20 protein-coding genes, 1 tRNA gene, 1 pseudogene and 1 riboswitch are annotated in these 24,502 nt (G+C 57.1%); of the genes and pseudogenes, 17 read left to right on the forward strand and 5 right to left on the reverse strand.

Annotation, left to right across the window (positions count from 1 at the left end):
- Positions 1-174 precede the first annotated feature (174 nt).
- Positions 175-867 carry a uracil-DNA glycosylase gene (gene ung, locus PSH57_RS21665; protein WP_422766052.1) on the reverse strand — a complete coding sequence of 231 codons (693 nt, stop codon included), beginning with the start codon at positions 865-867 and terminating at the stop codon, positions 175-177.
- Between the two features lie 131 nt (positions 868-998).
- Between ung and PSH57_RS21670 the strand changes: the two genes are divergently transcribed.
- Complete coding sequence (locus tag PSH57_RS21670) at positions 999-2,111, forward strand: enoyl-CoA hydratase/isomerase family protein (protein ID WP_305385457.1); 1,113 nt, start codon at positions 999-1,001, stop codon at positions 2,109-2,111.
- Positions 2,112-2,462: 351 nt separating this feature from the next.
- Here the strand turns inward: PSH57_RS21670 and PSH57_RS21675 are convergent, their stop codons facing one another.
- Complete coding sequence (locus PSH57_RS21675) at positions 2,463-2,849, reverse strand: hypothetical protein (RefSeq protein WP_305385458.1); 387 nt, start codon at positions 2,847-2,849, stop codon at positions 2,463-2,465.
- A 306-nt stretch (positions 2,850-3,155) separates the two neighbouring features.
- Positions 3,156-3,257, forward strand: a riboswitch (guanidine-I (ykkC/yxkD leader).
- A 60-nt stretch (positions 3,258-3,317) separates the two neighbouring features.
- Between PSH57_RS21675 and PSH57_RS21680 the strand changes: the two genes are divergently transcribed.
- The 13 genes and pseudogenes from PSH57_RS21680 (at position 3,318) to PSH57_RS21740 (ending at position 17,378) form a co-directional block, all read left to right on the forward strand.
- The gene (locus PSH57_RS21680) at positions 3,318-4,385 is read left to right on the forward strand and encodes a putative urea ABC transporter substrate-binding protein (protein WP_305385461.1); all 1,068 of its coding nucleotides are present in this window, start codon (positions 3,318-3,320) and stop codon (positions 4,383-4,385) included.
- Between the two features lie 15 nt (positions 4,386-4,400).
- A complete protein-coding gene (locus tag PSH57_RS21685) occupies positions 4,401-5,216 on the forward strand; it encodes an ABC transporter permease (protein ID WP_305385463.1) in 816 nt (271 codons plus the stop codon).
- Entirely contained in the window at positions 5,213-6,001 is a 789-nt protein-coding gene (locus PSH57_RS21690) for an ABC transporter ATP-binding protein (RefSeq protein WP_305385464.1), read from the forward strand. The genes PSH57_RS21685 and PSH57_RS21690 overlap by 4 nt, the downstream gene beginning before the upstream one ends.
- A 13-nt stretch (positions 6,002-6,014) precedes the next feature.
- On the forward strand, positions 6,015-6,740 hold the full coding sequence (locus PSH57_RS21695) for an urea amidolyase associated protein UAAP1 (RefSeq protein ID WP_305385466.1): 726 nt from the start codon (positions 6,015-6,017) through the stop codon (positions 6,738-6,740).
- Positions 6,741-6,751: 11 nt separating this feature from the next.
- Positions 6,752-7,393 carry an urea amidolyase associated protein UAAP2 gene (locus PSH57_RS21700; RefSeq protein WP_305385468.1) on the forward strand — a complete coding sequence of 214 codons (642 nt, stop codon included), beginning with the start codon at positions 6,752-6,754 and terminating at the stop codon, positions 7,391-7,393.
- A 300-nt stretch (positions 7,394-7,693) separates the two neighbouring features.
- Positions 7,694-11,335: an urea carboxylase gene (gene uca, locus PSH57_RS21705; RefSeq protein ID WP_305385470.1), complete on the forward strand. Its 3,642-nt coding sequence runs from the start codon at positions 7,694-7,696 to the stop codon at positions 11,333-11,335.
- 21 nt (positions 11,336-11,356) lie between these two features.
- Positions 11,357-13,135: an allophanate hydrolase gene (atzF, locus tag PSH57_RS21710; RefSeq protein ID WP_305385472.1), complete on the forward strand. Its 1,779-nt coding sequence runs from the start codon at positions 11,357-11,359 to the stop codon at positions 13,133-13,135.
- 370 nt (positions 13,136-13,505) lie between these two features.
- Positions 13,506-14,111, forward strand: a pseudogene (locus PSH57_RS21715) (GGDEF domain-containing protein); the annotation flags it as partial.
- On the forward strand, positions 14,104-14,322 hold the full coding sequence (locus tag PSH57_RS21720) for a cysteine-rich CWC family protein (protein ID WP_305385473.1): 219 nt from the start codon (positions 14,104-14,106) through the stop codon (positions 14,320-14,322). The pseudogene PSH57_RS21715 and the gene PSH57_RS21720, both read left to right, overlap by 8 nt.
- Positions 14,323-14,358: 36 nt before the next feature.
- Positions 14,359-15,051, forward strand: coding sequence for a pseudouridine synthase (locus PSH57_RS21725; RefSeq protein ID WP_305385474.1), 693 nt, complete (start codon positions 14,359-14,361; stop codon positions 15,049-15,051).
- Positions 15,052-15,360: 309 nt separating this feature from the next.
- Positions 15,361-16,245: an alpha/beta fold hydrolase gene (locus PSH57_RS21730; protein ID WP_305416089.1), complete on the forward strand. Its 885-nt coding sequence runs from the start codon at positions 15,361-15,363 to the stop codon at positions 16,243-16,245.
- Between the two features lie 162 nt (positions 16,246-16,407).
- Positions 16,408-16,481 (forward strand) — tRNA-Gly (locus PSH57_RS21735).
- A gap of 534 nt (positions 16,482-17,015) precedes the next feature.
- Complete coding sequence (locus PSH57_RS21740; protein WP_305385477.1) at positions 17,016-17,378, forward strand: DUF6124 family protein; 363 nt, start codon at positions 17,016-17,018, stop codon at positions 17,376-17,378.
- A 46-nt stretch (positions 17,379-17,424) separates the two neighbouring features.
- On the opposite strand, the gene PSH57_RS21745 is transcribed toward PSH57_RS21740, so the two are convergent.
- A complete protein-coding gene (locus tag PSH57_RS21745; RefSeq protein ID WP_092397277.1) occupies positions 17,425-17,871 on the reverse strand; it encodes an NUDIX hydrolase in 447 nt (148 codons plus the stop codon).
- A 574-nt stretch (positions 17,872-18,445) separates the two neighbouring features.
- Between PSH57_RS21745 and PSH57_RS21750 the strand changes: the two genes are divergently transcribed.
- The 3 genes from PSH57_RS21750 (at position 18,446) to PSH57_RS21760 (ending at position 21,029) form a co-directional block, all read left to right on the forward strand.
- A complete protein-coding gene (locus PSH57_RS21750; protein WP_305385479.1) occupies positions 18,446-18,922 on the forward strand; it encodes a GNAT family N-acetyltransferase in 477 nt (158 codons plus the stop codon).
- Between the two features lie 386 nt (positions 18,923-19,308).
- Positions 19,309-20,118 (forward strand): hypothetical protein, encoded by an 810-nt coding sequence (locus tag PSH57_RS21755; RefSeq protein ID WP_305385480.1) that lies wholly within the window; start codon positions 19,309-19,311, stop codon positions 20,116-20,118.
- A 287-nt stretch (positions 20,119-20,405) separates the two neighbouring features.
- Entirely contained in the window at positions 20,406-21,029 is a 624-nt protein-coding gene (locus PSH57_RS21760) for a hypothetical protein (protein ID WP_305385482.1), read from the forward strand.
- Positions 21,030-21,207: 178 nt separating this feature from the next.
- On the opposite strand, the gene PSH57_RS21765 is transcribed toward PSH57_RS21760, so the two are convergent.
- The gene (locus PSH57_RS21765) at positions 21,208-21,909 is read right to left on the reverse strand and encodes a DUF2290 domain-containing protein (protein WP_305385483.1); all 702 of its coding nucleotides are present in this window, start codon (positions 21,907-21,909) and stop codon (positions 21,208-21,210) included.
- Complete coding sequence (locus PSH57_RS21770; protein ID WP_305385485.1) at positions 21,902-24,037, reverse strand: DEAD/DEAH box helicase; 2,136 nt, start codon at positions 24,035-24,037, stop codon at positions 21,902-21,904. The genes PSH57_RS21765 and PSH57_RS21770 overlap by 8 nt, the downstream gene beginning before the upstream one ends.
- Positions 24,038-24,502 lie beyond the last annotated feature (465 nt).

The following is a 24,502-nucleotide window of genomic DNA, read 5'->3' on the forward strand; positions in this document are numbered from 1 at the left end:
GAGCGGGCTTGCTCGCGAAGGCGCCGGCACATTCACCATTGATGCAAGCTGATCCGCCGCTTTCGCGAGCAAGCCCGCTCCCACAAGAAATAGTGGCGAGCCCCATTTTTGCGCCCCCCACAAACCCCATGTGGGAGCGAGCCTGCTCGCGATGAGGCCAGCCCGGTCAACGCATTAAACCGCCGGCAACCGCCAGTCGATCGGCGTCTCGCCCTGTTGCTCGAGAAATTTGTTGGCCCGGCTGAAATGCCCACATCCCAGGAAACCACGGTAAGCCGACAGCGGCGACGGGTGGACGGAGGTCAGCACCAGGTGTTTGGTGGCATCAATCAATTTCTGCTTGCCCTGGGCATGGGCGCCCCACAGTAGAAAGACCAAACTCGGCTGGTGCTCACTGACCACTTCAATGACCCGATCAGTAAAGTGCTGCCAGCCCTTGCCTGCGTGGGAATTGGCATTGGCACGTTCCACGGTCATGGTGGTGTTGAGCAACAGCACACCCTGGTCGGCCCAGCTTTGCAGGTAACCGTGATTAGGGATGTCGATATTCAGGTCGCGTTTCAATTCCTTGTAGATGTTCACCAGCGAAGGCGGTGCTGGCACGCCCGGCTGCACCGAAAAGCACAAGCCGTGGGCCTGGCCTGGGCCGTGGTAGGGGTCCTGGCCGAGGATCACGACCTTGACCTTGTCCAGCGGCGTGGAATTGAGGGCATTGAAAATCAACGATGCCGGTGGGTAAATTTCCTTGCCGGCCGCGTATTCCTGACGCAGGAACTCGCGCAACTCTGCCATGTAGGGCTGGTCGAACTCGGCACGCAGGGCTTGCTTCCAGCTCGGTTCGAGTTTGATACGGTCGTCAGCAGTCATGATTGCACCCGGTAAAAACAATGGGCGCACCCTAGGAAAGCCTACATGGCTTGTCAATTGATCTGACGCAGAACCGGCACTTTCCTACGCAGCGGTCATACTGATCATTCAAATTTCTGATCGAGGTCACGATGAATCTGCACTTCGAAGAACTCACCGGCATCAACGGCGCCCGTATCGGCATCGCCACTCTGGATGCTGAAAAATCCTTGAATGCCCTCTCCTTGCCGATGATCAACGCCCTGCGCGATCGTCTGGATGCCTGGGCCAGAGAACCGCAAATCGTCTGCGTATTGTTGCGCGGCAACGGTGCCAAGGCATTTTGCGCCGGCGGCGAAGTGCGCAGCCTGGTGGAGGCCTGCCGCGCTCAACCAGGTGAAGTACCGCCCTTGGCGGCGCAATTTTTTGCAGCGGAGTACCGATTGGACTTCAACCTGCACACTTTTCCCAAACCCTTGGTGTGCTGGGGCCATGGCTACGTGCTTGGCGGCGGCATGGGATTGTTGCAAGGCGCGAATATTCGGATCGTCACACCGAGCACGCGCCTGGCGATGCCGGAAATCAGCATCGGCCTGTACCCGGATGTCGGCGCCAGTTGGTTCCTGTCGCGGCTGCCCGGCAAGCTTGGTCTGTTCCTGGGCCTGACGGGCGCTCACATGAATGCCCGGGACGCCATTGACCTGGGTCTGGCCGACCGTTTCTTGCTGGATGAACAGCAGGACGACCTGATCGAGGGCCTGCTGCAACTCAACTGGCAGGAACAAACACCCATGCAGCTCAACAGCCTGCTCAAGGCCTTGCAGCAGGAAGCCGTCGCTCAGCTGCCCGAGGCACAATGGCTACCGCGCCGGCAGAAAATCGACGAATGGCTGGATGTCAGCGATGTACGTTGCGCCTGGAAAGCCCTCAGTCTGCTGGTTGACCATCCAGACCCGTTGATCGCGCGAGCGGCCAGGACCATGACCGAAGGCTCCCCGCTGACCGCTCATCTGGTCTGGGAACAGATCGCCCGAGCCCGGCATTTGTCATTGGCAGGAGTCTTGCGCATGGAGTACACCTTGAGCCTCAACTGCTGCCGACACCCTGAATTCAGCGAGGGCGTGCGGGCGCGGCTGATCGACAAAGACCATAAGCCCCACTGGCACTGGCCGGACATCAACCATGTACCCGACGCGACGGTCGAAGCGCATTTCCACAAGGCCTGGGAAGGGCGGCATCCGTTGGCGGATTTGTCGAATGAGTAAAGAACCTGGGTGACATCCTGTGAGAGTGACACCTTGTGAGAGTGACATCTGTGGAAGTGACATCTGTGGAATGTGACATCTGTGGATGTGACATCTGTGGGAGTGACATCTGAGGAAGTGACATCTGTGGAAGTGACATCTGTGGAAGTGACATCTGTGGGAAGTGACATCTGTGGAATGTGACATCTGTGGGAGCAAAGCTTGCTCGCGATAGCGGTATGCCAGTCACCGGGAAGCTGACTGATCCCCTGTCATCGCGAGCAAGCTTTGCTCCCACAAGCGTGATCCCATCGGGTTTGTTACAGGCACAAAAAAGCGGCGTTCAATGCGCCGCTTTTTTCTGCCGATGGATCAGCGGTGGTTACGCCGTCCATCACGATCACCGCGTCCCCGATGATCACGCCCGCCTCGACCACGACGGTCGTCATTCCAACCGCCCCGGTTATGGCCGTCCCAGCCGCCCCGGTGTGGATGAGACCGGTACGCCGTACGCGGTGGCGAGTAATGGCGTGGCACCGGCTGGTAATAACGCGGCGCCGAGTAATAGCGCGGTGCCGGTTGGTAATACCGCGGTGCGTAATAGCCACGCGGTGCCGAGTAGTAACTCCCGCCACCGTAATAGGCCGGCGCCGGTGAGGTGTAGACCTCGGAACGGTAGTAGCTTGAGCCTCCGTCGTAAGGAACACATGCCGAAAGTGTCAAACCCAGAAACGCAATGAGCAGAAGTCGTCGATACATGGCGGCCTCCTGGACCGCTAATGAGCCACATCAGCGACGCTGGCGGGCGGCAGTCATCTATTGGGTGACTGACGATTAATCTGACAGCGAAATCCGAATCTGGTGCGCCCTGGCAATAAGTTGAAACATGTAGCTCTGTGCCTCATCCCGGTGCAGGAAAGCACCACAACTATGCAGAACCTCCATCCGCCGCTCGTTCCCTCCAACACCCGGCCCCTCTGGACCGGGCCTTTACCTTACTTGGCACGGCTCTCGCTTTAACAAACTCCGTGCAGGAGTCATCACAGGTTCGCGGCACCACAATTTGCAATGGCTGACTAGGGTTCCGGCTCGCCTCTGGCGAGTGGCTGGTCCGAGAGTTGGCGACCTCCAGTTGAGGTTACACGGCGGGACAAAAGCCCGGGAGACAAGCCACCGTTCACGGTGCCGCGTTGCTCCTGTCCGCCCTTGATCAACTGGAGAACCACCATGCTCAAGCTTCGTCTTTGCGCCCTGCTCCTCGCCGCCCTCTCGGCCCTCGCGAGCTTCTCATCCGCCGCCGCACAAAAAGACCACTTCAGCGTCTGCTGGACCATTTACGCCGGCTGGATGCCCTGGGAATACGCCGGTAGCCAAGGCATTGTCGATAAATGGGCAAAAAAATACGGCATCAGCATCGATGTCGTGCAGCTCAACGACTACGTCGAATCCATCAACCAATACACCGCCGGCCAGTTCGACGGCTGCACCATGACCAACATGGACGCCCTGACCATTCCCGCCGCCGGGGGCGTGGACAGCACCGCGCTGATCGTCAGCGACTTTTCCAATGGCAACGACGGCATCGTGCTCAAGGGTGACGGCAAGCAAGTCGCTGACCTCAAGGGCATGGACGTCAACCTGGTGGAACTGTCGGTCTCCCACTACCTGCTGGCCCGCGCCCTGGACTCGGTCGGCCTCACCGAAAAAGACCTGAAAGTCGTCAACACTTCCGACGCCGATATCTCCGCGGCCTTCAATACCGATCAGGTCAAGGCCGTCACCACCTGGAACCCGATGCTCTCGGACATCAAGACCCAGCCCGGCGTGAGCGAGGTGTTCAACTCCAGCCAGATTCCGGGGGAGATCATGGACATGATGGTGGTCAACACCCGGACCCTGCAGGACAACCCGGCCCTGGGCAAAGCGTTGACCGGTGCCTGGTTTGAAGTGGTGGCGTTGATGAACGCAAAAAACGCGGCCAGCAAAACGGCACTGGAACACATGGCCAAAGCCTCGGGCACCGATCTGGCCGGTTTCCAGTCGCAACTGGGCACCACCAAGCTGTTCGCCACGCCCAAGGAGGCCCTGAGTTTCGCCACCAGCGAGCAACTGCCCGCCACCATGCGCAAGGTCGCCGAGTTCTCGTTCCAGCACGGTTTGCTCGGCGAAGGCGCCAAGGACACCGACGCGGTCGGCATGGCGTTCGCCAATGGCGTGACCCGCGGCGACAAGGCCAACCTCAAGCTGCGCTTTGACCCGACCTACGTGCAACTGGCCGCCGACGCCAAGTTGTAAACCGGAGGAGCTGGCATGCGCCTGATCAACCACTACCCGGATCGTCCCAGCCGCCTGTTGTTGGTGATCCTGCCCTTCGCGCTGGTGCTGTTCGCCTACTTCATGGGCTCGGCCGAACGGTTGACGGACAATCCCAACGACAAGCTGCTGCCCAGCGCGGTGCAGATGGCCGATGCGGTGAAACGCCTGGCCTTCACCGCTGACGTGCGCAGTGGCGATTACCTGCTCTGGCAAGACACCGCGTCGAGCCTGCGCAGACTGGCAATCGGCCTGGGCATCAGCGCCTTGGCCGGCCTGTGCCTGGGCATTGCCGCCGGTACGCTGCCGCTGTTCGGCGCACCGCTATCGCCTTTGCTTACCGTGCTGTCGATGGTGCCGCCGCTGGCGATCCTGCCGATTCTGTTCATCGTCTTCGGCCTGGGGGAATTGTCGAAAGTGATGCTGATCGTCATTGGCATCACCCCGTGCCTGGCCCGGGATCTGGAACAGCGCGCCCGGGAAATCCCGGTTGAGCTGCTGATCAAGGCGCAAACCCTCGGTGCCTCGACCTGGACCCTGATGTTGCGGGTGGTGCTGCCGCAATTGCTGCCACGCCTGTTGATTTCCCTGCGGCTGATGCTCGGTTCGGCCTGGTTGTTTCTGATCGCCGCCGAAGCCATCGCCTCCACCGATGGCCTGGGCTATCGGATTTTCCTGGTGCGGCGCTACCTGGCGATGGACGTGATCTTGCCGTACGTGGTGTGGATCACCCTGCTCGCCTGGCTGATGGACTGGGGTCTCAAGCGCCTGACCCGCCAAGCGTTCCCCTGGTATGAGGGGGCGAAGGCATGAGTTTCATCAAGGTCAACAACGTCTGGCAGCAATACGCCGATCAGGTGGTGCTCGAACGCTTGAACCTGAGCGTCGCCGAAGGCGAGTTCTGCACGCTGGTGGGGGCGTCGGGTTGTGGCAAGTCGACCTTTCTGCGGCTGCTATTGGGCCAGGAGCGCGCCAGTCGCGGGCAGATTCTGCTGGATGGCGAGCACCTGGCAGGCGAGCCGGACGCCAGCCGCGGTGTGGTGTTCCAGCGCTACTCGGTGTTCCCGCACCTGACGGTGCTGAACAACGTAGCCCTGGGCCTGGAACTGCCGCGCTCGCCGCTGCTGGGGCGCCTGTTCGGCAGCGCCAAACGCCAGGCCCGCGAAGAGGCCGCGCATCTGCTGAACAAGGTCGGCCTCGGCCACGCGCTGGACAAATACCCGGCGCAGTTGTCCGGGGGCATGCAACAGCGGCTGGCCATCGCCCAGGCGCTGATCATGAAACCCCGTGTCCTGCTGCTGGACGAACCCTTCGGCGCCCTCGACCCGGGCATTCGCAAAGACATGCACGCCCTGTTGCTGGAGCTGTGGCGCGAGACCCGGTTGACGGTGTTCATGGTCACCCATGACCTGTCCGAAGGTTTCAGCCTCGGCACCCGCCTGCTGGTGTTCGACAAGGTTCGCGTCGACCCCCATGCCCCTGGCGCCTATGGCGCGCGCATCACCTACGACATTCCACTGAACAGCGACCGCCGCACTGCCCGTGCCGCCGTCGACGCCCTGCCCGCCGAACTGGCCGGCACGTTGCGTATCGCTTGAAAGGAGTTTTCCCATGACCGATTCAATCCAATTGTTTCCGCCCTTCGCCGAAGAACTGCTGCCCGGTGGCGGCCACCGCTCTTTCGTGCTCAAGCGCGGCCAACTGCTGCGTCTTACCGACCTGCGCGGCGGGGCCAACGTGAGCCTGACGCTGCTCAATGCCAACGAAAAAACCGAGCGCCTGAACCTGCCCGACAGCCTCAAATGCCAACACACCGCCAAACTCACCACCGGCCATTGCCTGTACTCGGACATGGGCCGGGTGCTGGCAGCCATCACCGCCGACACGTGCGGCTGGAGCGATAGCCTTGGCGGTGTGCTCTGCGCCGAGGAAGTGGCCGAAAAATACGGCCAGGGCCGCTATCAGGAACTGCGCAACGGGTTCTTTCGCAACGGCACTGACAACCTGTTGGTGGAGCTGGGCAAATGGGGGTTGGGTCTGTCGGACCTGTTAATGACCCTCAACCTGTTCAGTCGGGTCAATGTCGATGAAGCCGGGAACTTTCACTTCGTAGAAGGCCATTCCAAGGCCGGCGATTACATCGAGCTCTACGCACCGATGGACACCCTGGTAGTCCTGACCGCGCTGCAACACCCCATGGACCCGAACCCGCAATACGCCCCGCAGCCGCTCAAGCTCAGCTGGATGAACGCCGAGCCCAGCGTCGCTGAGCACTGTCGTAACTCGCGCCCGGAAAACCAGCGCGGATTCATCAACACCGACCGCCTGTTCGCCTGAGGATCGCTGCCATGTCACTTGCCATCGCCACCCTGCAAAAGCAGCCTGACACCGCCATCTACCGCGCCACCATTCCCGCCGGGGAACCCTGGCTGGTCGAGGTCAAGGCCGGCCAGACCCTGCGCATCCTCGACCTGGAAGGCAACCAGGCGGTCGATACGCTGTTCTACAGCCTGGCCAACCCCAAAGAACGCTACGACGTGCAGCGCACCCTGCGCCGGCAGAACAGCGTGTACCTGAGCACCGGCAGCGTGCTGTATTCCAACCTCGGCCAGCCGATGCTGACCATCGTTGAAGACACCTGCGGGCGCCACGACACCCTCGGCGGTGCCTGCGCCCAGGAAAGCAACACCGTGCGCTACGCCCTGGAAAAACGCTACATGCACAGCTGCCGCGACAACTACCTGCGGACCTGCGCCCACGACGGTCGTCTGGGCAAGGGCGACATCGGGCCGAACATCAACTTCTTCATGAACGTGCCGGTCACCGCCGACGGCGGCCTGACGTTCGAGGACGGGATTTCGGCGCCCGGCAAATACGTCGACCTGCGGGCCGAGATGGACGTGATCGTCCTGATCTCCAACTGCCCGCAACTGAACAACCCGTGCAACGCCTACAACCCCACGCCAGCGGAGCTTTTGATATGGAACTGAAACTCACCCGCCTGCGGCGCTGGCTGTTTGCGCTGTGCCAGAGCCGGTCGGGGCAGTGCATCAAATAGCATTAACACCCACAACCCCATGTGGGAGCGGGCTTGCTCGCGAAAGCGATCCGACAGTGACATTGATGTTGACTGACACACCGCTTTCGCGAGCAAGCCCGCTCCCACAGGGTTCAGCGGTGTTTTGAAGTTGATTATTTCTCCGCCCGGGACGACCCCGGCGGCCATCGAAAACTGCGGGACGGCCCGCATCCCAGTTCAGGCTGACATGCATGCCTGAGGGGGTTACGCCATGTTCAAAAAAATCCTCATCGCCAACCGCGGCGCCATCGCCTGCCGGATCCTGCGGACCCTGCGCGAGCTGAAGGTCGAAGGCGTCGCGGTGTATTCCCAGGCCGACGCGGCCAGCTTGCATATCCTGCAGGCCGACGAAGCTCACTGCCTGGGCGAAGGTGCGGCGGCCGGTACTTACCTGGCGGTGGACAAACTTTTGGCGATTGCTAAAAGCAGCGGCGCGACCGCGATCCATCCCGGCTACGGCTTTCTCTCGGAAAACGCCGCCTTCGCGCAGGCCTGCGAAGCCGCCGGCATCGCTTTCATCGGCCCGACGCCAGAGCAACTGCGCGTGTTCGGCCTCAAGCACACCGCCCGCGACCTGGCGCGCCGGCACGGCGTGCCACTGCTCGAAGGCAGCGAACTGCTCGACAGCGTCGACGCCGCGCTCCTGGCCGCACCCCAGATTGGCTATCCGGTCATGCTCAAAAGCACCGCCGGGGGCGGTGGCATCGGCATGCGGGTCTGTCGCAATGCCGCCGAGTTAAGCGAGTCATTCGAAGCGGTCAAACGCTTGGGCCAGAACAACTTCAGCGATGCCGGCGTGTTCATCGAGAAGTACATCGAGCGGGCGCGCCATCTTGAGGTTCAGGTATTCGGCGACGGCCAGGGCCAGGTGATCGCGCTGGGTGTGCGCGACTGCTCGGTGCAGCGGCGCAATCAGAAAGTCATTGAAGAAACCCCGGCGCCGAACCTGCCCGAAGGCATGGCCGAGGAGCTCTGCGCAGCGGCGATCCAACTGGCCCAGGCGGTGAACTATCGCAGCGCTGGCACCGTGGAGTTCGTGTTCGACAGTGACGCCGGGCGCTTTTACTTTCTGGAAGTGAACACCCGCCTGCAAGTGGAGCACGGCGTCACCGAACAAGTGTGGAACGTCGACCTGGTGCGCTGGATGGTGCAATTGGCCGCCGGGGACCTGCCGCCACTGAGCGAGTTACGCCAGGGTTTGCAAGCCCAGGGCCACGCGATTCAGGCACGGTTGTACGCCGAGGATCCGGGCCGGGATTTCCAGCCAAGCCCTGGATTGCTGACCGCTGTGCAATTCCCGACGGCCGACGGCAAACAACTGCGCATCGACACCTGGGTTGAGGCCGGTTGCCAGATTCCACCCTACTTCGACCCGATGATCGCCAAAGTCATCCGTTGGGCGCCGACCCGTGAGCAGGCACGCCTGGGTTTGCATCAAGCGCTGAATGAAAGTGTGCTGTACGGCGTGGAAACCAACCGCGACTACCTGCAACAGATTCTCCTCGATGCCCCCTTTGCCAGCGGCCAGCCCTGGACTCGCTGCCTTGAGGCGCTGGTCTATCGCGCCAATACGTTTGAAGTACTCAGCCCCGGCACCCAGACCAGCATTCAGGACTACCCCGGCCGACTCGGCTATTGGGCGGTGGGTGTTCCGCCATCGGGACCGATGGACAGCCGCTCGCTGCGCCTGGGCAATCGCCTGCTGGGCAATGCAGAAGGCGCCGCGGCGCTGGAAATCACCATGAGCGGGCCGTTGCTGCGTTTCAACTGCGCTGCCAGGGTGGCTGTGACCGGCGCGGTCATTGCGCTGACCCTCGATGGCGAAGCTGTGCCGATGAACACTGCCCTGTCGATTCCTGCCGGTTCCACGTTGGCGATCGGCACCATCGCTGGGGCCGGGGCGCGCAGTTACTTGTGCCTGCAAGGCGGCGTGCAAGTGCCGGATTACCTGGGCAGTAAAAGCACCTTCACCCTCGGCCAGTTCGGCGGCCATGGCGGGCGGGCCTTGTGTACCGGCGACGTGTTACACCTGGCGCCCCTGGATGAGCGCGCAGCATTGCCGCAAACGAGCGAACCCACTCTGGAGCTGCCCGAGGTGCGGCAGATCCGCGTGATTTACGGCCCCCATGGCGCACCGGAATACTTCACCGAGCGCTACATCCAGACCTTCTTCGACACGTCCTGGGAAGTGCATTTCAACTCCAGCCGCACCGGTGTGCGCCTGATCGGGCCGAAACCCGAATGGGCGCGCGCCGACGGCGGCGAGGCCGGCCTGCATCCTTCCAATATCCATGACAACCCCTACGCCATCGGCGCCGTGGACTTCACCGGCGACATGCCCGTCATCCTCGGCCCCGACGGCCCGAGCCTGGGCGGCTTCGTCTGCCCGGTGACGGTGATCGAGGCGGATCTTTGGCAACTGGGGCAACTCAAGGCCGGGGACAGGGTGCGGTTTGTGCCGGTGGATGTATCGACCGCCCGATCTCTGGCCCTGCAATGGGCCCCCTGTGGGAGCGGGCTTGCTCGCGAAAGCGGTGTGTCAGATACATCAATGCTGAATGTGCCCTCGCTTTCGCGAGCAAGCCCGCTCCCACAGGGGTTTGGGTCGCCTGTGGTGTTGGATATCGGTCAGGACGACACCCGTCTGGTGGCGAGATTGGCCGGCGACACCCACCTGCTGCTGGAGATAGGTGCTCCTGAACTGGATCTGGTGCTGCGCTTTCGCGCCCATGCCTTGATGCAGGCGTTGGAACACAAACAGTTGCACGGCGTGATCGACCTCACGCCGGGCATTCGCTCGCTGCAAGTGCATTACCAACCCGAACAACTGCCGCTGGCCGAGCTACTGCAAATCGTCATCGGTGAATGGGACGCGGTGTGCGCCGCACAGGATCTGCAAGTGCCTTCACGCATCGTGCACCTGCCGCTGTCCTGGGACGATCCGGCCTGCCAACTGGCCATCGAAAAATACATGACCACGGTGCGCAAGGACGCGCCCTGGTGCCCGAGCAACCTGGAGTTCATCCGGCGCATCAACGACCTGCCCGACCTCGACGAAGTGCAACGCACGGTGTTCGACGCCAGCTACCTGGTGATGGGCCTTGGGGACGTCTACCTCGGCGCACCGGTCGCCACGCCACTGGACCCTCGGCATCGGCTGGTGACCACCAAATACAATCCGGCCCGCACCTGGACTGCGGAAAACTCGGTGGGCATCGGCGGCGCGTACATGTGCGTGTACGGCATGGAGGGCCCGGGGGGGTATCAGTTCGTCGGGCGCACGTTGCAGATGTGGAATCGTTATCGCGAGGTCGCCGCATTCGACGGTAAACCCTGGCTGCTGCGGTTCTTCGACCAGATCCGCTTCTACCCGGTCAGCGCCGATGAACTGCTGCGCATCCGCCGGGACTTCCCGCTGGGCCGCTTCGACCTGAACATCGAACACAGCCAGCTCAACCTTGCCGACTATCAGCGCTTCCTGGCCCAGGAGGCGGACAGCATCGCCGCGTTCCGAGCACAGCAACAAGGCGCCTTCAATGCCGAGCGCGAGCGCTGGATTGCCAGTGGCCAGGCGCACTTCGACAGCGAAGAACCGGTACCCGCGCCCAGCGAGGATTCGCTGCTGAGCGAGGATCAACTCAGCGTCGACAGCCACATCGCCGGCAATCTCTGGCAGGTCCAGGTGCAGGTGGGTGCTCGGGTCAGCGCGGGTGAAGTATTGGTGATTCTGGAGTCGATGAAGATGGAAATCCCGGTGCTCGCCCCCGTGTCCGGAGTGGTACGCCAGATTCGTGTACAGCCCGGCTCGGCGGTGCGCGCCGGACAACGTGTGGTGGTGCTGGAACGTGACTGAACTCAACAAAGGATTAATGCCATGAACCTGTCTTTACGCCTGGACGATCTGCGCGACGCCTACCGCAGCGGCGAACTTACACCTCGGAATTTACTGTTGAGCCTGCGGGAAAAAGCCGAGGCGCTGAACCCGGACTACCACCTGTTCATCCACCTGCTGACGCCCGGGGAACTGGAACCCTACCTCGCCGCGCTGGAGGACCAGGACCTGGAAAACCTGCCGTTGTATGGCGTGCCGTTCGCGATCAAGGACAACATCGACCTGGCTGGCATTCCCACCACGGCCGCCTGCCCGGCGTTCAGCTACGTGCCGCAACGTTCGGCCACCCTTGTCGAGCAGCTACTGGCCCTGGGCGCGATTCCCCTGGGCAAGACCAATCTCGACCAGTTCGCCACCGGGCTCAACGGCACCCGCTCGCCTTACGGTGCCTGTCGCAACAGCGTACTGCCCGACTATCCGGCCGGCGGTTCAAGCGCCGGCTCGTCGCTGGCGGTGGCCCTGGGTGTGGCAAGTTTTGCCCTGGGCACCGATACCGCAGGTTCGGGTCGGGTGCCGGCGGCGCTGAACAATCTGCTGGGATTGAAAGCCACCAAGGGCTTGATCTCCACGGCGGGTGTGGTGCCGGCCTGTCGCACGCTGGACTGCGTCACGACCTTCACCGCCACGGCGCGGGAAGCCAGCCAATTACTGGCACTGACCGCCCGCCTCGACCCTCGCGATGAGTACAGCCGCCGCAACCCGCTGTGGAACGACGGCACAGCGTTCGGCGCGCCACGGCGCTTTCGCTTCGGCGTGCCTCGTGGGCAAGACCTGGCTTTTTTCGGCTGCAACGAAGGTCCACGACTGTTTCAAGAAGCCATCGAGCGACTCAAGGGCCTGGGCGGTGAAGCAGTGGAACTGGACCTGTCCCCGTTTCTGGAGGCCGCCCGGCTCCTTTATGAAGGGCCTTGGGTGGCTGAGCGCTACACCGTTGCCGGGGAGTTGATGGAGCGCGAGCCCGACGCTGTGCTGCCGGTTATCCGCGCCGTATTGGCGAAAGCGCCTACCGTGGATGGCGTACAAACCTTCCGTGCCCAGTACCGTTTGCAAGCGCTCAAAGCCCAATGCGACCGCGTCATGGAAACGCTCGATTGCGTCCTCACACCGACCATCGGTCGCCCGGTGACTCTCGCCGAACTGGTCGCCGAACCGGTGCTGCGCAACTCGGAGCTGGGTTACTACACCAACTTCATGAACCTGCTGGACTACGCTGCCGTCGCTGTTCCCAGCGCATTCATGGCCAACGGCTTGCCCTGGGGCGTGACGCTGTTCGGTCGGGCCTTCACCGATCAATATTTGTTGAGCGTCGCCGATGCCTTGCAGCGTCAGCAAGAGCCGGCCGTGCCAGCGCCCGCCAACCCGGCTCGCCATGACCGGGCGCGGCTGGTGGTGTGCGGGGCGCATCTGGACGGATTGGCGCTGAACTGGCAGCTCAAGCAACGCGGTGCCCGTCTGATCGAAGCCACCCACAGCTCAGCCGATTACCGTCTCTACGCACTGGCCGGCGGCCCGCCTCTGCGCCCCGGCATGCTTCGGGTCAGTGAAGGCGGCGTGGCCATCGAGGTGGAGGTTTGGGAACTGCCGAGCAGCGAACTCGGCTCGTTCCTGACCGGTATCCCCGCGCCGCTTGGACTGGGCAAGGTACAACTGGCCGACGGCCGCTGGGAAAGCGGATTCATTTGTGAGCCGTATGGTTTGACGGGGGCGCAGGACATCAGTCATTTGGGCGGATGGCGGGCTTACCTTAATACCCGTCAATAAACATAACCCTGTGGCGAGGGGATTTAGCGAGACGTCGCACCGCCCCGTTGGGCCGCGAAGCGGCCCCAATGCACTTTGTCTGATACTCCGCGCTGACAGGCTTTAGGGCCGCTTCGCGGCCAGCGGGGATAAATCCCCTCGCCACAATTTTACAAACCTGCAAATCCGAGCACCTTTTCCTGCAAGGCCACTAAACTGACTTCATTGGGTCTGCGCCAAGGAAATCGCCATGTCGCTCCGTTCACCGTTGTATTCCCAGCGCAAGCCGCTCCTGCTCGTGGTGGGGCTGCTAGGTGCAGGCTTTCTGATCATTTCATTGTTGGGCTACCACGCGGCCAATACCTCGGTACGGGACCACACGCTCAGGATGCTGTACCTGAACCTGCTGATCGGCCTGCTCGTGACGCTGGCCGTGTTGGCAATCCTTTATCAATTGATCAACAACTATCAACGCCGCATCGACGCCCAGAGCACCCTCGACAGCCTGACTGAACTGCCCAACCGCCGTGGTTTCGACCTGCTGGCGGTGCAGGCCCTGCACGAAGCCCAACGCGAGCCCAAACCCCTGGCGGCGCTGCTGCTGGAGCTGGACGAGTTCAAGCGACTGGACACCACCCATGGTCATATCGCCAGCGACCAACTGTTGACCGGGTTCGCTCGCGACTTGACCGACAGCCTGCGGCATTCGGACATTGTGTGTCGCTGGAGTGGCGAGACGTTTATTGTGCTACTCAAGGACACCGACGGGCAGAACGGTCTGAAGATCGCCGAGAAAATTCGTCAACGGATCGAACAACAACGTTATTTCTGCAGTGGCAAAGAGCTGCGGGTCACCGTCAGCATCGGCCTCACCACCTTGCAGGACGAAGATACCTTGCACAGCCTGCTGTCGCGGACCGATCATGCGCTGCAACGCGCCCGGCAAACCGGGAACAACCGAACCTGTGTACAGATGCCTCACTCCAGCTATGAATAAACCTGACCTGTGCCCCGCCTGTGGCGCCAGCAACGACTGCACTCTGGCCGACCCACGAACCGCCGACCGCGCCTGCTGGTGTTACGGCGTGAGCATCGACCCGGCTGTGCTTGAAGCATTGCCGGCCGAGCTGCGCGATCAGTCCTGCCTGTGTCCACGTTGCGCCCAGGTCGAAGCCCAGTTGCGGGCCAAGCCGCAGCCGATCGCGTAAGATGCCCGCCCTCCGTTCTCTTGCCTGACCTGCCCCATGCGCCTTGACCGCTTCCTCAGTAATCTGCCGCGCTTCAATCGCCAACAAGTCCGGCTGTTATTGGTGGAACGCCGGGTGCGGATCGACGGGCAGATCGTCAGCGACCCTCACGCACAGGTGCGCGAATTCAGCCGGGTCGAAGTCGATGACCAGGTGCTGCAAGCCGGTCGCCCACCCCGGTACTTCATGCTGCACAAACCGCCCGGTTGCGTCAGCGCCACCCGCGACCCGCAGCACCCCACCGTGCTGGACCTGCTGGACGAGCCAGACAAGGACGACCTGCACATCGCCGGGCGACTGGACTTCAACACCACCGGACTGATGCTGATCACCAATGACGGCAGTTGGTCGCGGCGCCTGACCCAACCGCAGACCAAACTGCCCAAGGTCTATTACGTCGAGACCGAGCAACCCATCACCGCCGAATACGCCGTCACCTTCGCACGCGGGCTGTACTTCGCTTTCGAAAACCTCACCACCCAACCTGCGGAACTGCTACTGCTGGGGCCAAGATCGGCGCGACTGAGCATCGTTGAAGGCCGCTATCACCAGGTCAAACGCATGTTCGGCCACTTCGACAACAAGGTGTTGCGCCTGCACCGTGAATGCATGGGACCGCTGCTGCTGGACGCCGAACTTGAGCCGGGCCAATACCGTGCCCTGAGCCCTGAAGAGATCCAGCTGATCTGATCGTATGACCGCTCGGCAGAAGTGTCGGGCAATTGTCAAACAACACTTGCGCGACGGCCGGTCCACTGCTTGAATCAAACCGTCGGCCGAAATGTGACCGATGAGTCACCACATACTTCCAAGAAACTTTTTGCCGGCCGGAGCCTCCTCGGGTTCCTTCTTAACTCCGGCAAACTGCCCGCCATAACAACACCCGTCGACCGGCTTTTGTGGATCGACATGGGCCTTATCTTTCAGGCGTATGCCTACCTGTCACATTGCTCGTGCAATCTCATTGCGCGCATACCCGCTTGCCAGGAGTCTTATGACATGAGGCCAGAAATCGCTGTGCTGGATATACAGGGTCAGTATCGGGTTTACACGGAGTTCTATCGCGCAGACGCCGCGCAAAAGACCATCATCCTGGTCAACGGCTCAATGGCCACCACTGCGTCGTTTGCACAGACCGCCAAAAACCTCTACCCGCAATTCAACGTCGTGCTCTACGACCAACCCTATGCGGGCAAGTCCAAGCCCCACAACCGCCATGGAAAAATGCTGACCAAAGAGATCGAAGGCCAGATCCTCCTGGAGCTGATCGATCACTTCGCCGCTGAGCATGTGCTGTCTTTTTCCTGGGGCGGCGCCGCCACCCTGACCGCCTTGGCCCAGCGTCCACGGCGCATCGAAAAAGCCGTGATCAGCTCGTTCTCCCCAGTGCTCAATGCACCGATGCGCGACTACCTGGAACGCGGCGTGGATTACCTGGGCAGCCTGGACGGCGACCGTGTGGGACACCTGGTCAACAGCACCATCGGCAAACACTTGCCGCCGCTGTTCAAGCGTTTCAACTACCGCCACGTCAGCAGCCTGGCCGAGCATGAATATGGGCAGATGCACTTCCACATCAGCGATGTGCTCCACAGTGATCGGTTGTGCTACGTCAATGCGGCGAAAAAAATCAACGTGCCGGTGCTGTTCCTGAACGGCGAATGGGACGAATACACCTCAGCCAGCGATGCCAAGGTTTTTGCCGACCACGTGCAACACAGCACCTTCAGCACGCTGCAAGCCACCGGGCATTTCCTGGACATGGAACACAAAGCCGCCTGCCGCGACAGCCGCGACGCCTTGCTGGGTTTCCTCAAGTCGCCCCATCAAGAAAGCCGACCGCGCTACAACTACGTGCAGGACTACCATGCCCTGGCTATGTGAAACCGAGTCCTCGCGAGCAAGCCCCGCCCTGCCCCGACAGACACGGGGCTTGCCCGCGAACGACCGCTCTGGTTTGAGGCTTGCGTAGACGGTTAACTTCACCGTCCGTAAAGAAAAACTTCAAATCCCTGGCCACATCTGGTACAAAGTCAGCCGCTCTGAGCGGGTGTCGTATAATGGCATTACTCCAGCTTCCCAAGCTGATAACGAGGGTTCGATTCCCTTCACCCGCTCCAATCGAATTCTGGTCTCACGCCGTGTGGTTTTGGCGGGGGATACGAAAAAAACCGGCTCTTGGTGGCCGGTTTTTTTTGGTCTGGAGTTTGTGGGGCTCCGCCCTTAAAGCACAGTGTTTACAGTAATAGCGACCCAAGATGAGAGCGAAGAAAACCCGACCTGTTTAATTATCGTAAACACATCCAGCGAAGACACGTTTAAATACATTCCACGTTACGCCCAAGAGGCTACGAGACCTTGCGTCCTTACTTACGCGTGCGTCAGAATCCGCCGGCTTGTGCGCTTTGCCCCCGGCCTCTATCGTTTACCTGCCACTGCCCATCAGTGGTCGGGTTTAGTCGCTCGGTCGGTTTTAGTAAAGTGCATGAGTACCATTCAGTCAGGTCATTCTATTCCTGTACTTGATGGTGGTTGTGCGCAGGGCGCCCTTGGGCGCGCCGGGTTTGCTAATTCCACCGGTCGACTAACCTGCGTACAGCCGCCACCCTCTTTTAGTCGAGAACGGTTGCGGCCCCAACTCTGGAATTAGACATATGTTCAAGGTTACCCCCAACCCCCCGGATATTGATTCGGTACTCTACGGCGACTCTCTCGACCCCGAAAAGTTGAAAGAGGCGGCAGACCGCGCGCTCAAGCACTACCTGAACCCCGGGGCACCGAAAACGCAGATACGGCCCCGCAAGCCCAGCACGATCTTCACCATCGACGCAACGGTGGATGACGAAACGTTGCTCGTTGAAGCGTGTGAATCCCTGGCCTCCGCCAGCGTAATGGTCAGCGATCTCGCCGACTTGACGGACGGCCCCAGACGCCAAACGATGCTGGTGCTGCAACGGGTCATCATGTTGGGTGAGTTAGCGGTCAATCGAGTACTGGATAACCACAAGCCTGGGTAGTCGCCAGGTAATGTTGTGGGGGCGCTTGCGCCCCCACAACAGTCATTCAGTCCAACAACGAAGCCTGTTTGAGCAATTCGAAAAGTCCTTCAGGGACTAGCTCAGACGTAGCGGTGAAGCTGGAACCCAGGCACCACGTGGCTTTGAACGAAGCACCGTTGCTTTCATGACCGTCTAACCAAGATCGCTCATAGACGTCTACATCATCAAACCTTGCATCGTAGACCTGAACGATTTCATGTCCTGGCTTGCCTGCGTAGGTGAAAATGCTTTCCAACGTGCCAATCAATCGAACATCACTGATCGAAAGAGCCAGTTCTTCCTGCACTTCACGGACGATGGCATCGATACCTCGTTCGCCGAACTCAATGCCGCCGCCAATCGGGCGAAAGAGGGTTCGCTGTTCAACGGCGTCATAGAATTGGTTAACCAGTATTTTTCCGTGATGATGAAAGATACAGAGCGCGAGGGCACGAATGCGTGGTTCTGACATGAGTAAATTCCCTTTTGACTTGATGAGCTGACGGCACTGGATTCCCCCAACGTGAGGCATGAAATCCAGTAGAGGTGAGATCGCGACCCACAATACTCAATGTGCGAACAGACATTCTAAGCGGAGCCTGGCTGCCAATTATGCGCAAGCAGCTCGCCAATTTCACTTGTCCCGTGTGTGAGCGCGAAATCAATCGCTGGCTCGAACTGGCCGACAAAGCCAGTGGCTGATCAGCGTCACAACACCCACCACCAGACCCGCCAGCAACGCGCCGCCCGCCGCAGGTTGCGCACAGCAGGCACCTCAAAGCGTCGATAGGCTGGTGAGCGGTAGTATGACGGACGGTTTGCCGATTTCCCTCTGCTATATAGCTTGTCCGACGATGGCTGTCCGGCGCGAAAGGCCGTAATCGGCCAGAAGTGGACGATGGACACCGTGATGGCGAATGAGTAGTGTCACGGGAGTGCATTCGAGTCTAGAAGGCAGCAGGGGTTGCCGTCATCCATGTTGCGTGTCTCCTTGAGCAAGGACGGACTAAAATCCGCCCCTTAACCAAACATTACGACATCTGAGCATGGAAAAAATAGCCAAAGCCCCTAAAGACTGTAGCAGCACAGAGCTTAATACATTTGAGAGGTTAGTCTCCGATGGCGGAGAGGTTTCGCTGGCAGGTTTGCGACAGCGAATTCAGCGCGCAGAAAAACTTCTCTTCATCAACAACGGCGAGTGTGTTGCTGTTGGAGCAATTAAAAACCCTAATGCTGGGTATAAAATTGGTGTCTTTGAGAAATCTAACGCTCCAGAACAAAGCAAGTATCAATATGAGCTAGGTTGGTTGTACGTGTCGAGTGCGGCGAGAGGCAAAGGTTACGGGCGTGTTTTAATGGAAACAATTAAAGAGTCACTAGCTGGCAAGGCATGCTTTGCCACTACACGTGAAGATAATGCCCCTATGCGTTACTTGTTTAGCCAGTTTGGCTTTTCGAAGCTCGGGCAGCCTTACAAAAGCGAAAACGGAGACTATTCTCTTGTCCTCTACGCAAAAACATAACAATTGGTTCAACCCGCTCGCTTCGCTCACTCGGGACTGCGCTCCGAAACCCTTAACCTGAACGTTAGCGGGTAGGAATATCCGACTTGACCAGTACACACCGTATCGATGAGGGGTAGAGAATGGCCCAAAGCTGCCTTTACGATGGACAGCAATTGGTATAAAAACGGCCTCTCGAGCCCACACGCGACTAGGACCGCAGACTACGATAGTGAAGTATTAGGAAGCGCTAGTGAACCCAGATAATGATCAATGTAAAACATTTGAAAGGTTGCTCTCGACCTGAATCAGCCGGTCGAATGCGTAGGTAAGATAAGCCAGTGGTCTCGGCATCTCGATTTCCTTCGCACGGGTATATTAACTCATCTAAAAAGGATGTTTCAGTTATGGCAATTACTCAAGGCATGCATCCGCAGCCGGCTATAGCGATCACGGAGGTTATCCAGCAGGCGTGCGATGACTATAGGCATTACATTGAGTTCATTCTCGAACCTGCAAGGGACGAATTAGAGGGCAAAGTTCGTAACGACGAGGTGAAGCTGCACCATGCTTTCGGGGCAAACCTGATTTTAGCCCACAGCGTTGATTACCTTCAGGCTGTCCGAACAGCTATAGGCATAAAAGAAACGCGGAAGGATTTAGTTAAAGCATTTGACGAAAAATTTTCGATCGCTGGCGCCTACATTGACAACCGCAAAATGGAGTTAATTGACGCAATTAATAACGCGCTTAAACACATCAGGGTCGATCCAGTAAGATATAAAAAACTGGGTGATCAGTACGGCCAGATCTCTTTCAAAAGCCTTATTGAGGACGAAGGAGGCGTGGTTTGTCATATTGAAAAATATCGATTCGACTACTGCCGCGTTGTATTGCTAGCAGCTTTACGAGCATTATCAAATTGGAATTTTGAGCTCGCCGAAGATGTTTTAGACTTTGCGCAAGGACACATAACATTCAACACGATCACTTATTCGGACACCTACGATTCTGATGACCCATCTACGGCTATCGATCGTATGATTGAGCTGTGTTCATCTCCCTGTATGAATTGTGAAGAGGAGGCAGAAGACTGTCGTTGCTCTCAGTATGTATTTGATGGTGAAGAGGGGCACTTCGACCCACTTCATTCAGTTTCCAATGAGCAGTTCGAATTCATAATGGACCAAATTTCGCCATCTTACAGTCGATCTTAATCGGCTCCGATTAGAGATCTATCCTAGCCTTTTAGGTATCTAATATAGCTGCCTTCCTAAAGTGGCAGCTACGGATTGAAAGCGGTTCGTCCGGGCATGGAGGCATCAAGATAGACTCCTGCAAGCCTCACGAAGGTCAATATAAAGATAAGTGGTATAAACTTGCCTTACTACAGAAGAGTGCGAAATTCTCGCTGGAGACATAGAAATTGCATTGAATAGATGAGATGCGTGCCATGTCGATGCAAAAAAATTAATTTAACCAACTATCCACAAGGATGTTTCAGATGAGCAAATCAACATTGGCCGAAAGCTTTGGGTTTTCGGCCATGCCAAGAAATAATGAAGAGAGGGAATGGCAAATCCGCTTCATTACGGAGGTGGAATCAGAAACCACGAGAGGCGCAGTACTCAATATAACTTCATTCATAGATGAATTACTAATCAAACTTCTTTCAAGCTACTTCCCAAATACCCAGCACGCCGACTCATTACTAAAAAACCTTGACAGCTGCATTAGTTCGATAATGAGCAGAGCCCACATTGCGTACGCTTTGGCACTCGTGAGAAGGAAGGAGTTCGAAGCGATTAAAATCATCGCCCGAATTAGAAATGAATTTGCTCATAAATGGGACGGCTCGGGCTTTGATGCTGGCGAGTTGCCAAAGCTAATAGAAAAGCTGCCGAAAGATTATTTTGAATATGTTGATGGAAGCAATAAATCTAAATTCAACTTTGTATGCTCTCAAATAATACAAGAGTTATTGGAGCGCCATCATTATGCATCGGAGCTAAGACTCCGTTTGCCGGAAGAATACATGGATATTTTTGAGCTCCCTTTAGAGGAACGTCAAAAAATATTGAACAATCAAAAATCTTTAATATCTTTACTTCTCACTAGAAACAAATAGCTAATTAGTTATTTTCGCCGTAAAGCATGCTATTGGCTCACTGTATCCCCTTTCCGAAAATGAGACATGGGGCCAATAGCAGGCGCTCAAAATTAGGCTAGTCAAGCTAGGCTCAGGCAAGCCTGATGAAGGGCAATATGAATGCGCTTAAAGATTCCTACGAATCTAGAGTTCATTGCTATGAGAAGAAGAATGCTTGCTCTTCTATTTTTTCAAATAGATCGTCGGACACTACATAGCAATTTTGGCGCTCCCGAATTAAAGCTCGCTCAAATAAGTTGCTGATCTCAGGATCGTCGTCATCACCGAGCGCTCTCCACTCCTCCCCGTAATATTGTTTGAACACCAACATCGAGAAGGCGAGAGGCGTCAGGATTCTCTTAAGTGGCCAACGATTGTCAGAGTGGAACCCAATATGAAAATGTGAGCACGGATGAAAAAAACGCTTGCGTTGATCAGGGGCGTTTTCGTATCTCCACATAGGCTTTCCGTTCAAGCTCTTTTTGCTGTCCAGTAGACTAAGGTACTGTTCATGGGAAATAAACTCGTTTTCGAAGAGTTCGGTGATCTTTCTGAATGAATTGGTTTCTGACTCTGTTCCTGAGATAAATGGATTAGGATAATAGGCGTAACGCACGTACCCATCACGTTCCATACTGAACTGAAAATATGAGTAGTCAGACAAAATTATGTTGTGATGAGATAAGTTCATCGCTGTAAGATATACATCTATGTACGTGCTCTCTGCCGAAAGAATTGCATCTCGAAACTCAATGTTTAATGGGAGTAAGTTTGGATTGCTAAAAGCTGCAGCTAATCCAAGCTCATCCGCCAGATCCCAACTTTTGTTGATTCCTGACTGAACCTCCTGTCTATTCATCATCGTAATCCAAGTCGGCGTCTTCTTCCGACAATCCTTCACGACGAAGACTCTCTAAATAATCAGCCCTCAATTTCTTGGCTTTGATAGAGCGCTGACTTAGATCCCTCTGAATCATATCCAGTTTTGAGAGGTCAGGCATGGTGAAACGCAAGGCTGGGAAGTTTTGCTCTGCCTGAGACATCTCTTTGATAATTTGGCTCGTAGAGCCTTGCATCCCGGAAACACGAAGCCAAGCTTTAGTACGTGTGAGGGCCGTGAATAGCTTGTTACGATCTCCCCGTGTTTTAAGTGAAATCGCGTCGACACCAATCACGAATACTACAGCTGCCTCATTTCCTTTGGCGCGATAAATTGTGGAAAGCGTTACCTTATTCGGTATTGTAAAGGGTGGGTCAGAATATGGGTCTGCGTGAATGTTATTCGACGCAACCCCCAGATCCGCCAGCTTTGAAGACAGCTCTTTGAAGTAACCCTTCATGTGGCGGTCATCCAGAGCAACAATCATTATGTCTTCCGGATTTAACCCTTGCTCTAAAAAGTCAGATATCGAGGCTATGACCCAGTTAGTTTCATCATCCATCGACTGTGCGTTGTACTGCTCTATCAGTTCGGGTAGTTTTTCTCCAGACAAGCTGACCGGGCTGTTTTCAGCAGGACGTACTACTTCCACTTTTGCGTTGGCATAATAGTTTGGTGACGTGACTTCGTAGCCTACATCTTTCCAATGATCAGCACTTTCAAGTAGCTGCACGATGTTGGAATAAATTCCAAATCCGAGCGCGTGAGCAGTGATGAGGACTTCTCTCTGGTTGCGATAGCACTTGCTAAGAACAGTGTCATTGGTGAATTTGAAGGGCAGGCCTATTGCTGCCCTCTCAAGTGATATGCGCGGTTCAAGGTCGTGATCTATGCCAAATAGTTCAGCAGCACTCCGCATTCGGACCTTCATGATATTTTGAAGGTCGTCATAAGCCCATACGATGTTCTTTTTGTCTCGGTGGCCCTTCGCAAGCCGAAAACTTAACTCATAAAATCCAGCCGGAAAATCTTGCCCCTCATCGATTAGGATGTGGTCATAGTACTCTTCAACGTCACTTTTCTGCATGAGGTCTTGGCATGCGAACTCAAACGGGTCCACTCCATTAGGTGCACCACTGCGTGCTGTACTAAAGGTGAGAGGCGTTCTTCCTGCGCGTAAGCAGGCGTCGGAATAGGCACCACTTGTGTTAGAACCGCCCCAACCGTGCAGTATGTGGATGTTGTTCCAGTCTGGATCGACTTCCTTATAGTGCCTGTAAAATTTCGTGACTAAATTCTTAATGGAGGATTTCAGACTCTTTGTATAAAAGGTTAGGAGGATTTTGTCATTTGGCCTGTTCATATGAAGGTGTGCGGCCTTCATTGCCAAAATGATAGTTTTCCCTGAGCCAGCAAGCCCGCGTATCCGTTGAGGACCGTTAATGGTTATTAAGGCCGCAGAGCGTTGCTTCTGGTCAAAGTTTGCGATTTCAGATTCGAGCTCAGCTAGCGCACTAGCTGCGCGCTGGAGCTCTGGGTTTTCGACCAGGCGCTTATTCGAGCGAGTAAGGGCTTTAGCGCCTTCAATCACAGACCTGGCTTCGTCGTATGCCTCCGAACCTAAAAGCTCTTCTTCAAGATCCTGAATCAAGTCTTTCAATGAGTCCATTGAAGAGACAATCTCAGAGTCGCTTGAATCAAAAATCCTATCTGCTAAATTGCTGTCGCAAAAAATAATAGGTGTGACTTTCAGTGAGAGCTGTGACCGTGATTTCCTTAATATCTTACTTTTTAATAGCCTTCCTATTAGGAGGCTACAAAATTGATTGAGCGAATCGTCGACTGCTAAAAGAGTACTGGTGTTATCACGATCCGCCTGGATTGCAGTGATCACTCGGATGGCAATAATCCCGCAACTACGACTAAGCACCAGAATATCTGGCTTGTGATCTGCGCCATCGTAGTCTGAATACACAGGAAAATCATAGTAAAGCGCCGAGGGCGAGGAACTTATAGCGCTTTCTGAATTCTTAAGCGATTCAATAAGGTCTCTGCCCAGCGGGTCTTCTTGCAATCTTTCTGTCGTGACGAGAATATCTACTGCCATGCCAGGTACATCCTTGATGAATTTTTTTAGTTGGCAATCGTCGTTTTTTTTTGAAGCTATGGTTGCTATCTCAGGTGATCAATACATGATCGGGCCTAGAGCGTTGTACCCATACTAGCGGAGTGAGCGTAATACGCCACACCCTTTAGGATGTTTGATCTGCATAGCGACGTAGTTTGCAGCCAGTCGCGGACGGTAACCGGCGATGGACCGCTCCCCTGAATGCCCCGCAGCGGTGAAGACGTCCCTCATGACTGCTTTCGTGTGTAATCCAGCGAGGATGCGCTACAAACCTTGTTTGTTAGGTACCTGTGAAAGACTGCTCCTGGCCGATTGCGGCCTCTTGCGAATGGCTGCAGTCGACCCAGAGTGTGTAAAAACGTCAGATTGAGTTTTCTGTATCGACGTCAGCAGCCCGTGCTTTCGTTTCGCAAACTGATCAACATCACGACGCTTCCAGAAGCA

Source organism: Pseudomonas hefeiensis (genome assembly GCF_030687835.1).
GTDB classification, from domain to species: Bacteria; Pseudomonadota; Gammaproteobacteria; order Pseudomonadales; family Pseudomonadaceae; genus Aquipseudomonas; species Aquipseudomonas hefeiensis.

Coding starts and splice junctions, on each gene's coding strand:
- ung (WP_422766052.1), bottom strand. CDS start 867: ATGACTGCTGACGACCGTATCAAACTCGAACCGAGCTGGAAGCAAGCC.
- PSH57_RS21670 (WP_305385457.1), top strand. CDS start 999: ATGAATCTGCACTTCGAAGAACTCACCGGCATCAACGGCGCCCGTATC.
- PSH57_RS21675 (WP_305385458.1), bottom strand. CDS start 2,849: ATGTATCGACGACTTCTGCTCATTGCGTTTCTGGGTTTGACACTTTCG.
- PSH57_RS21680 (WP_305385461.1), top strand. CDS start 3,318: ATGCTCAAGCTTCGTCTTTGCGCCCTGCTCCTCGCCGCCCTCTCGGCC.
- PSH57_RS21685 (WP_305385463.1), top strand. CDS start 4,401: ATGCGCCTGATCAACCACTACCCGGATCGTCCCAGCCGCCTGTTGTTG.
- PSH57_RS21690 (WP_305385464.1), top strand. CDS start 5,213: ATGAGTTTCATCAAGGTCAACAACGTCTGGCAGCAATACGCCGATCAG.
- PSH57_RS21695 (WP_305385466.1), top strand. CDS start 6,015: ATGACCGATTCAATCCAATTGTTTCCGCCCTTCGCCGAAGAACTGCTG.
- PSH57_RS21700 (WP_305385468.1), top strand. CDS start 6,752: ATGTCACTTGCCATCGCCACCCTGCAAAAGCAGCCTGACACCGCCATC.
- uca (WP_305385470.1), top strand. CDS start 7,694: ATGTTCAAAAAAATCCTCATCGCCAACCGCGGCGCCATCGCCTGCCGG.
- atzF (WP_305385472.1), top strand. CDS start 11,357: ATGAACCTGTCTTTACGCCTGGACGATCTGCGCGACGCCTACCGCAGC.
- PSH57_RS21720 (WP_305385473.1), top strand. CDS start 14,104: ATGAATAAACCTGACCTGTGCCCCGCCTGTGGCGCCAGCAACGACTGC.
- PSH57_RS21725 (WP_305385474.1), top strand. CDS start 14,359: ATGCGCCTTGACCGCTTCCTCAGTAATCTGCCGCGCTTCAATCGCCAA.
- PSH57_RS21730 (WP_305416089.1), top strand. CDS start 15,361: ATGAGGCCAGAAATCGCTGTGCTGGATATACAGGGTCAGTATCGGGTT.
- PSH57_RS21740 (WP_305385477.1), top strand. CDS start 17,016: ATGTTCAAGGTTACCCCCAACCCCCCGGATATTGATTCGGTACTCTAC.
- PSH57_RS21745 (WP_092397277.1), bottom strand. CDS start 17,871: ATGTCAGAACCACGCATTCGTGCCCTCGCGCTCTGTATCTTTCATCAT.
- PSH57_RS21750 (WP_305385479.1), top strand. CDS start 18,446: ATGGAAAAAATAGCCAAAGCCCCTAAAGACTGTAGCAGCACAGAGCTT.
- PSH57_RS21755 (WP_305385480.1), top strand. CDS start 19,309: ATGGCAATTACTCAAGGCATGCATCCGCAGCCGGCTATAGCGATCACG.
- PSH57_RS21760 (WP_305385482.1), top strand. CDS start 20,406: ATGAGCAAATCAACATTGGCCGAAAGCTTTGGGTTTTCGGCCATGCCA.
- PSH57_RS21765 (WP_305385483.1), bottom strand. CDS start 21,909: ATGAATAGACAGGAGGTTCAGTCAGGAATCAACAAAAGTTGGGATCTG.
- PSH57_RS21770 (WP_305385485.1), bottom strand. CDS start 24,037: ATGGCAGTAGATATTCTCGTCACGACAGAAAGATTGCAAGAAGACCCG.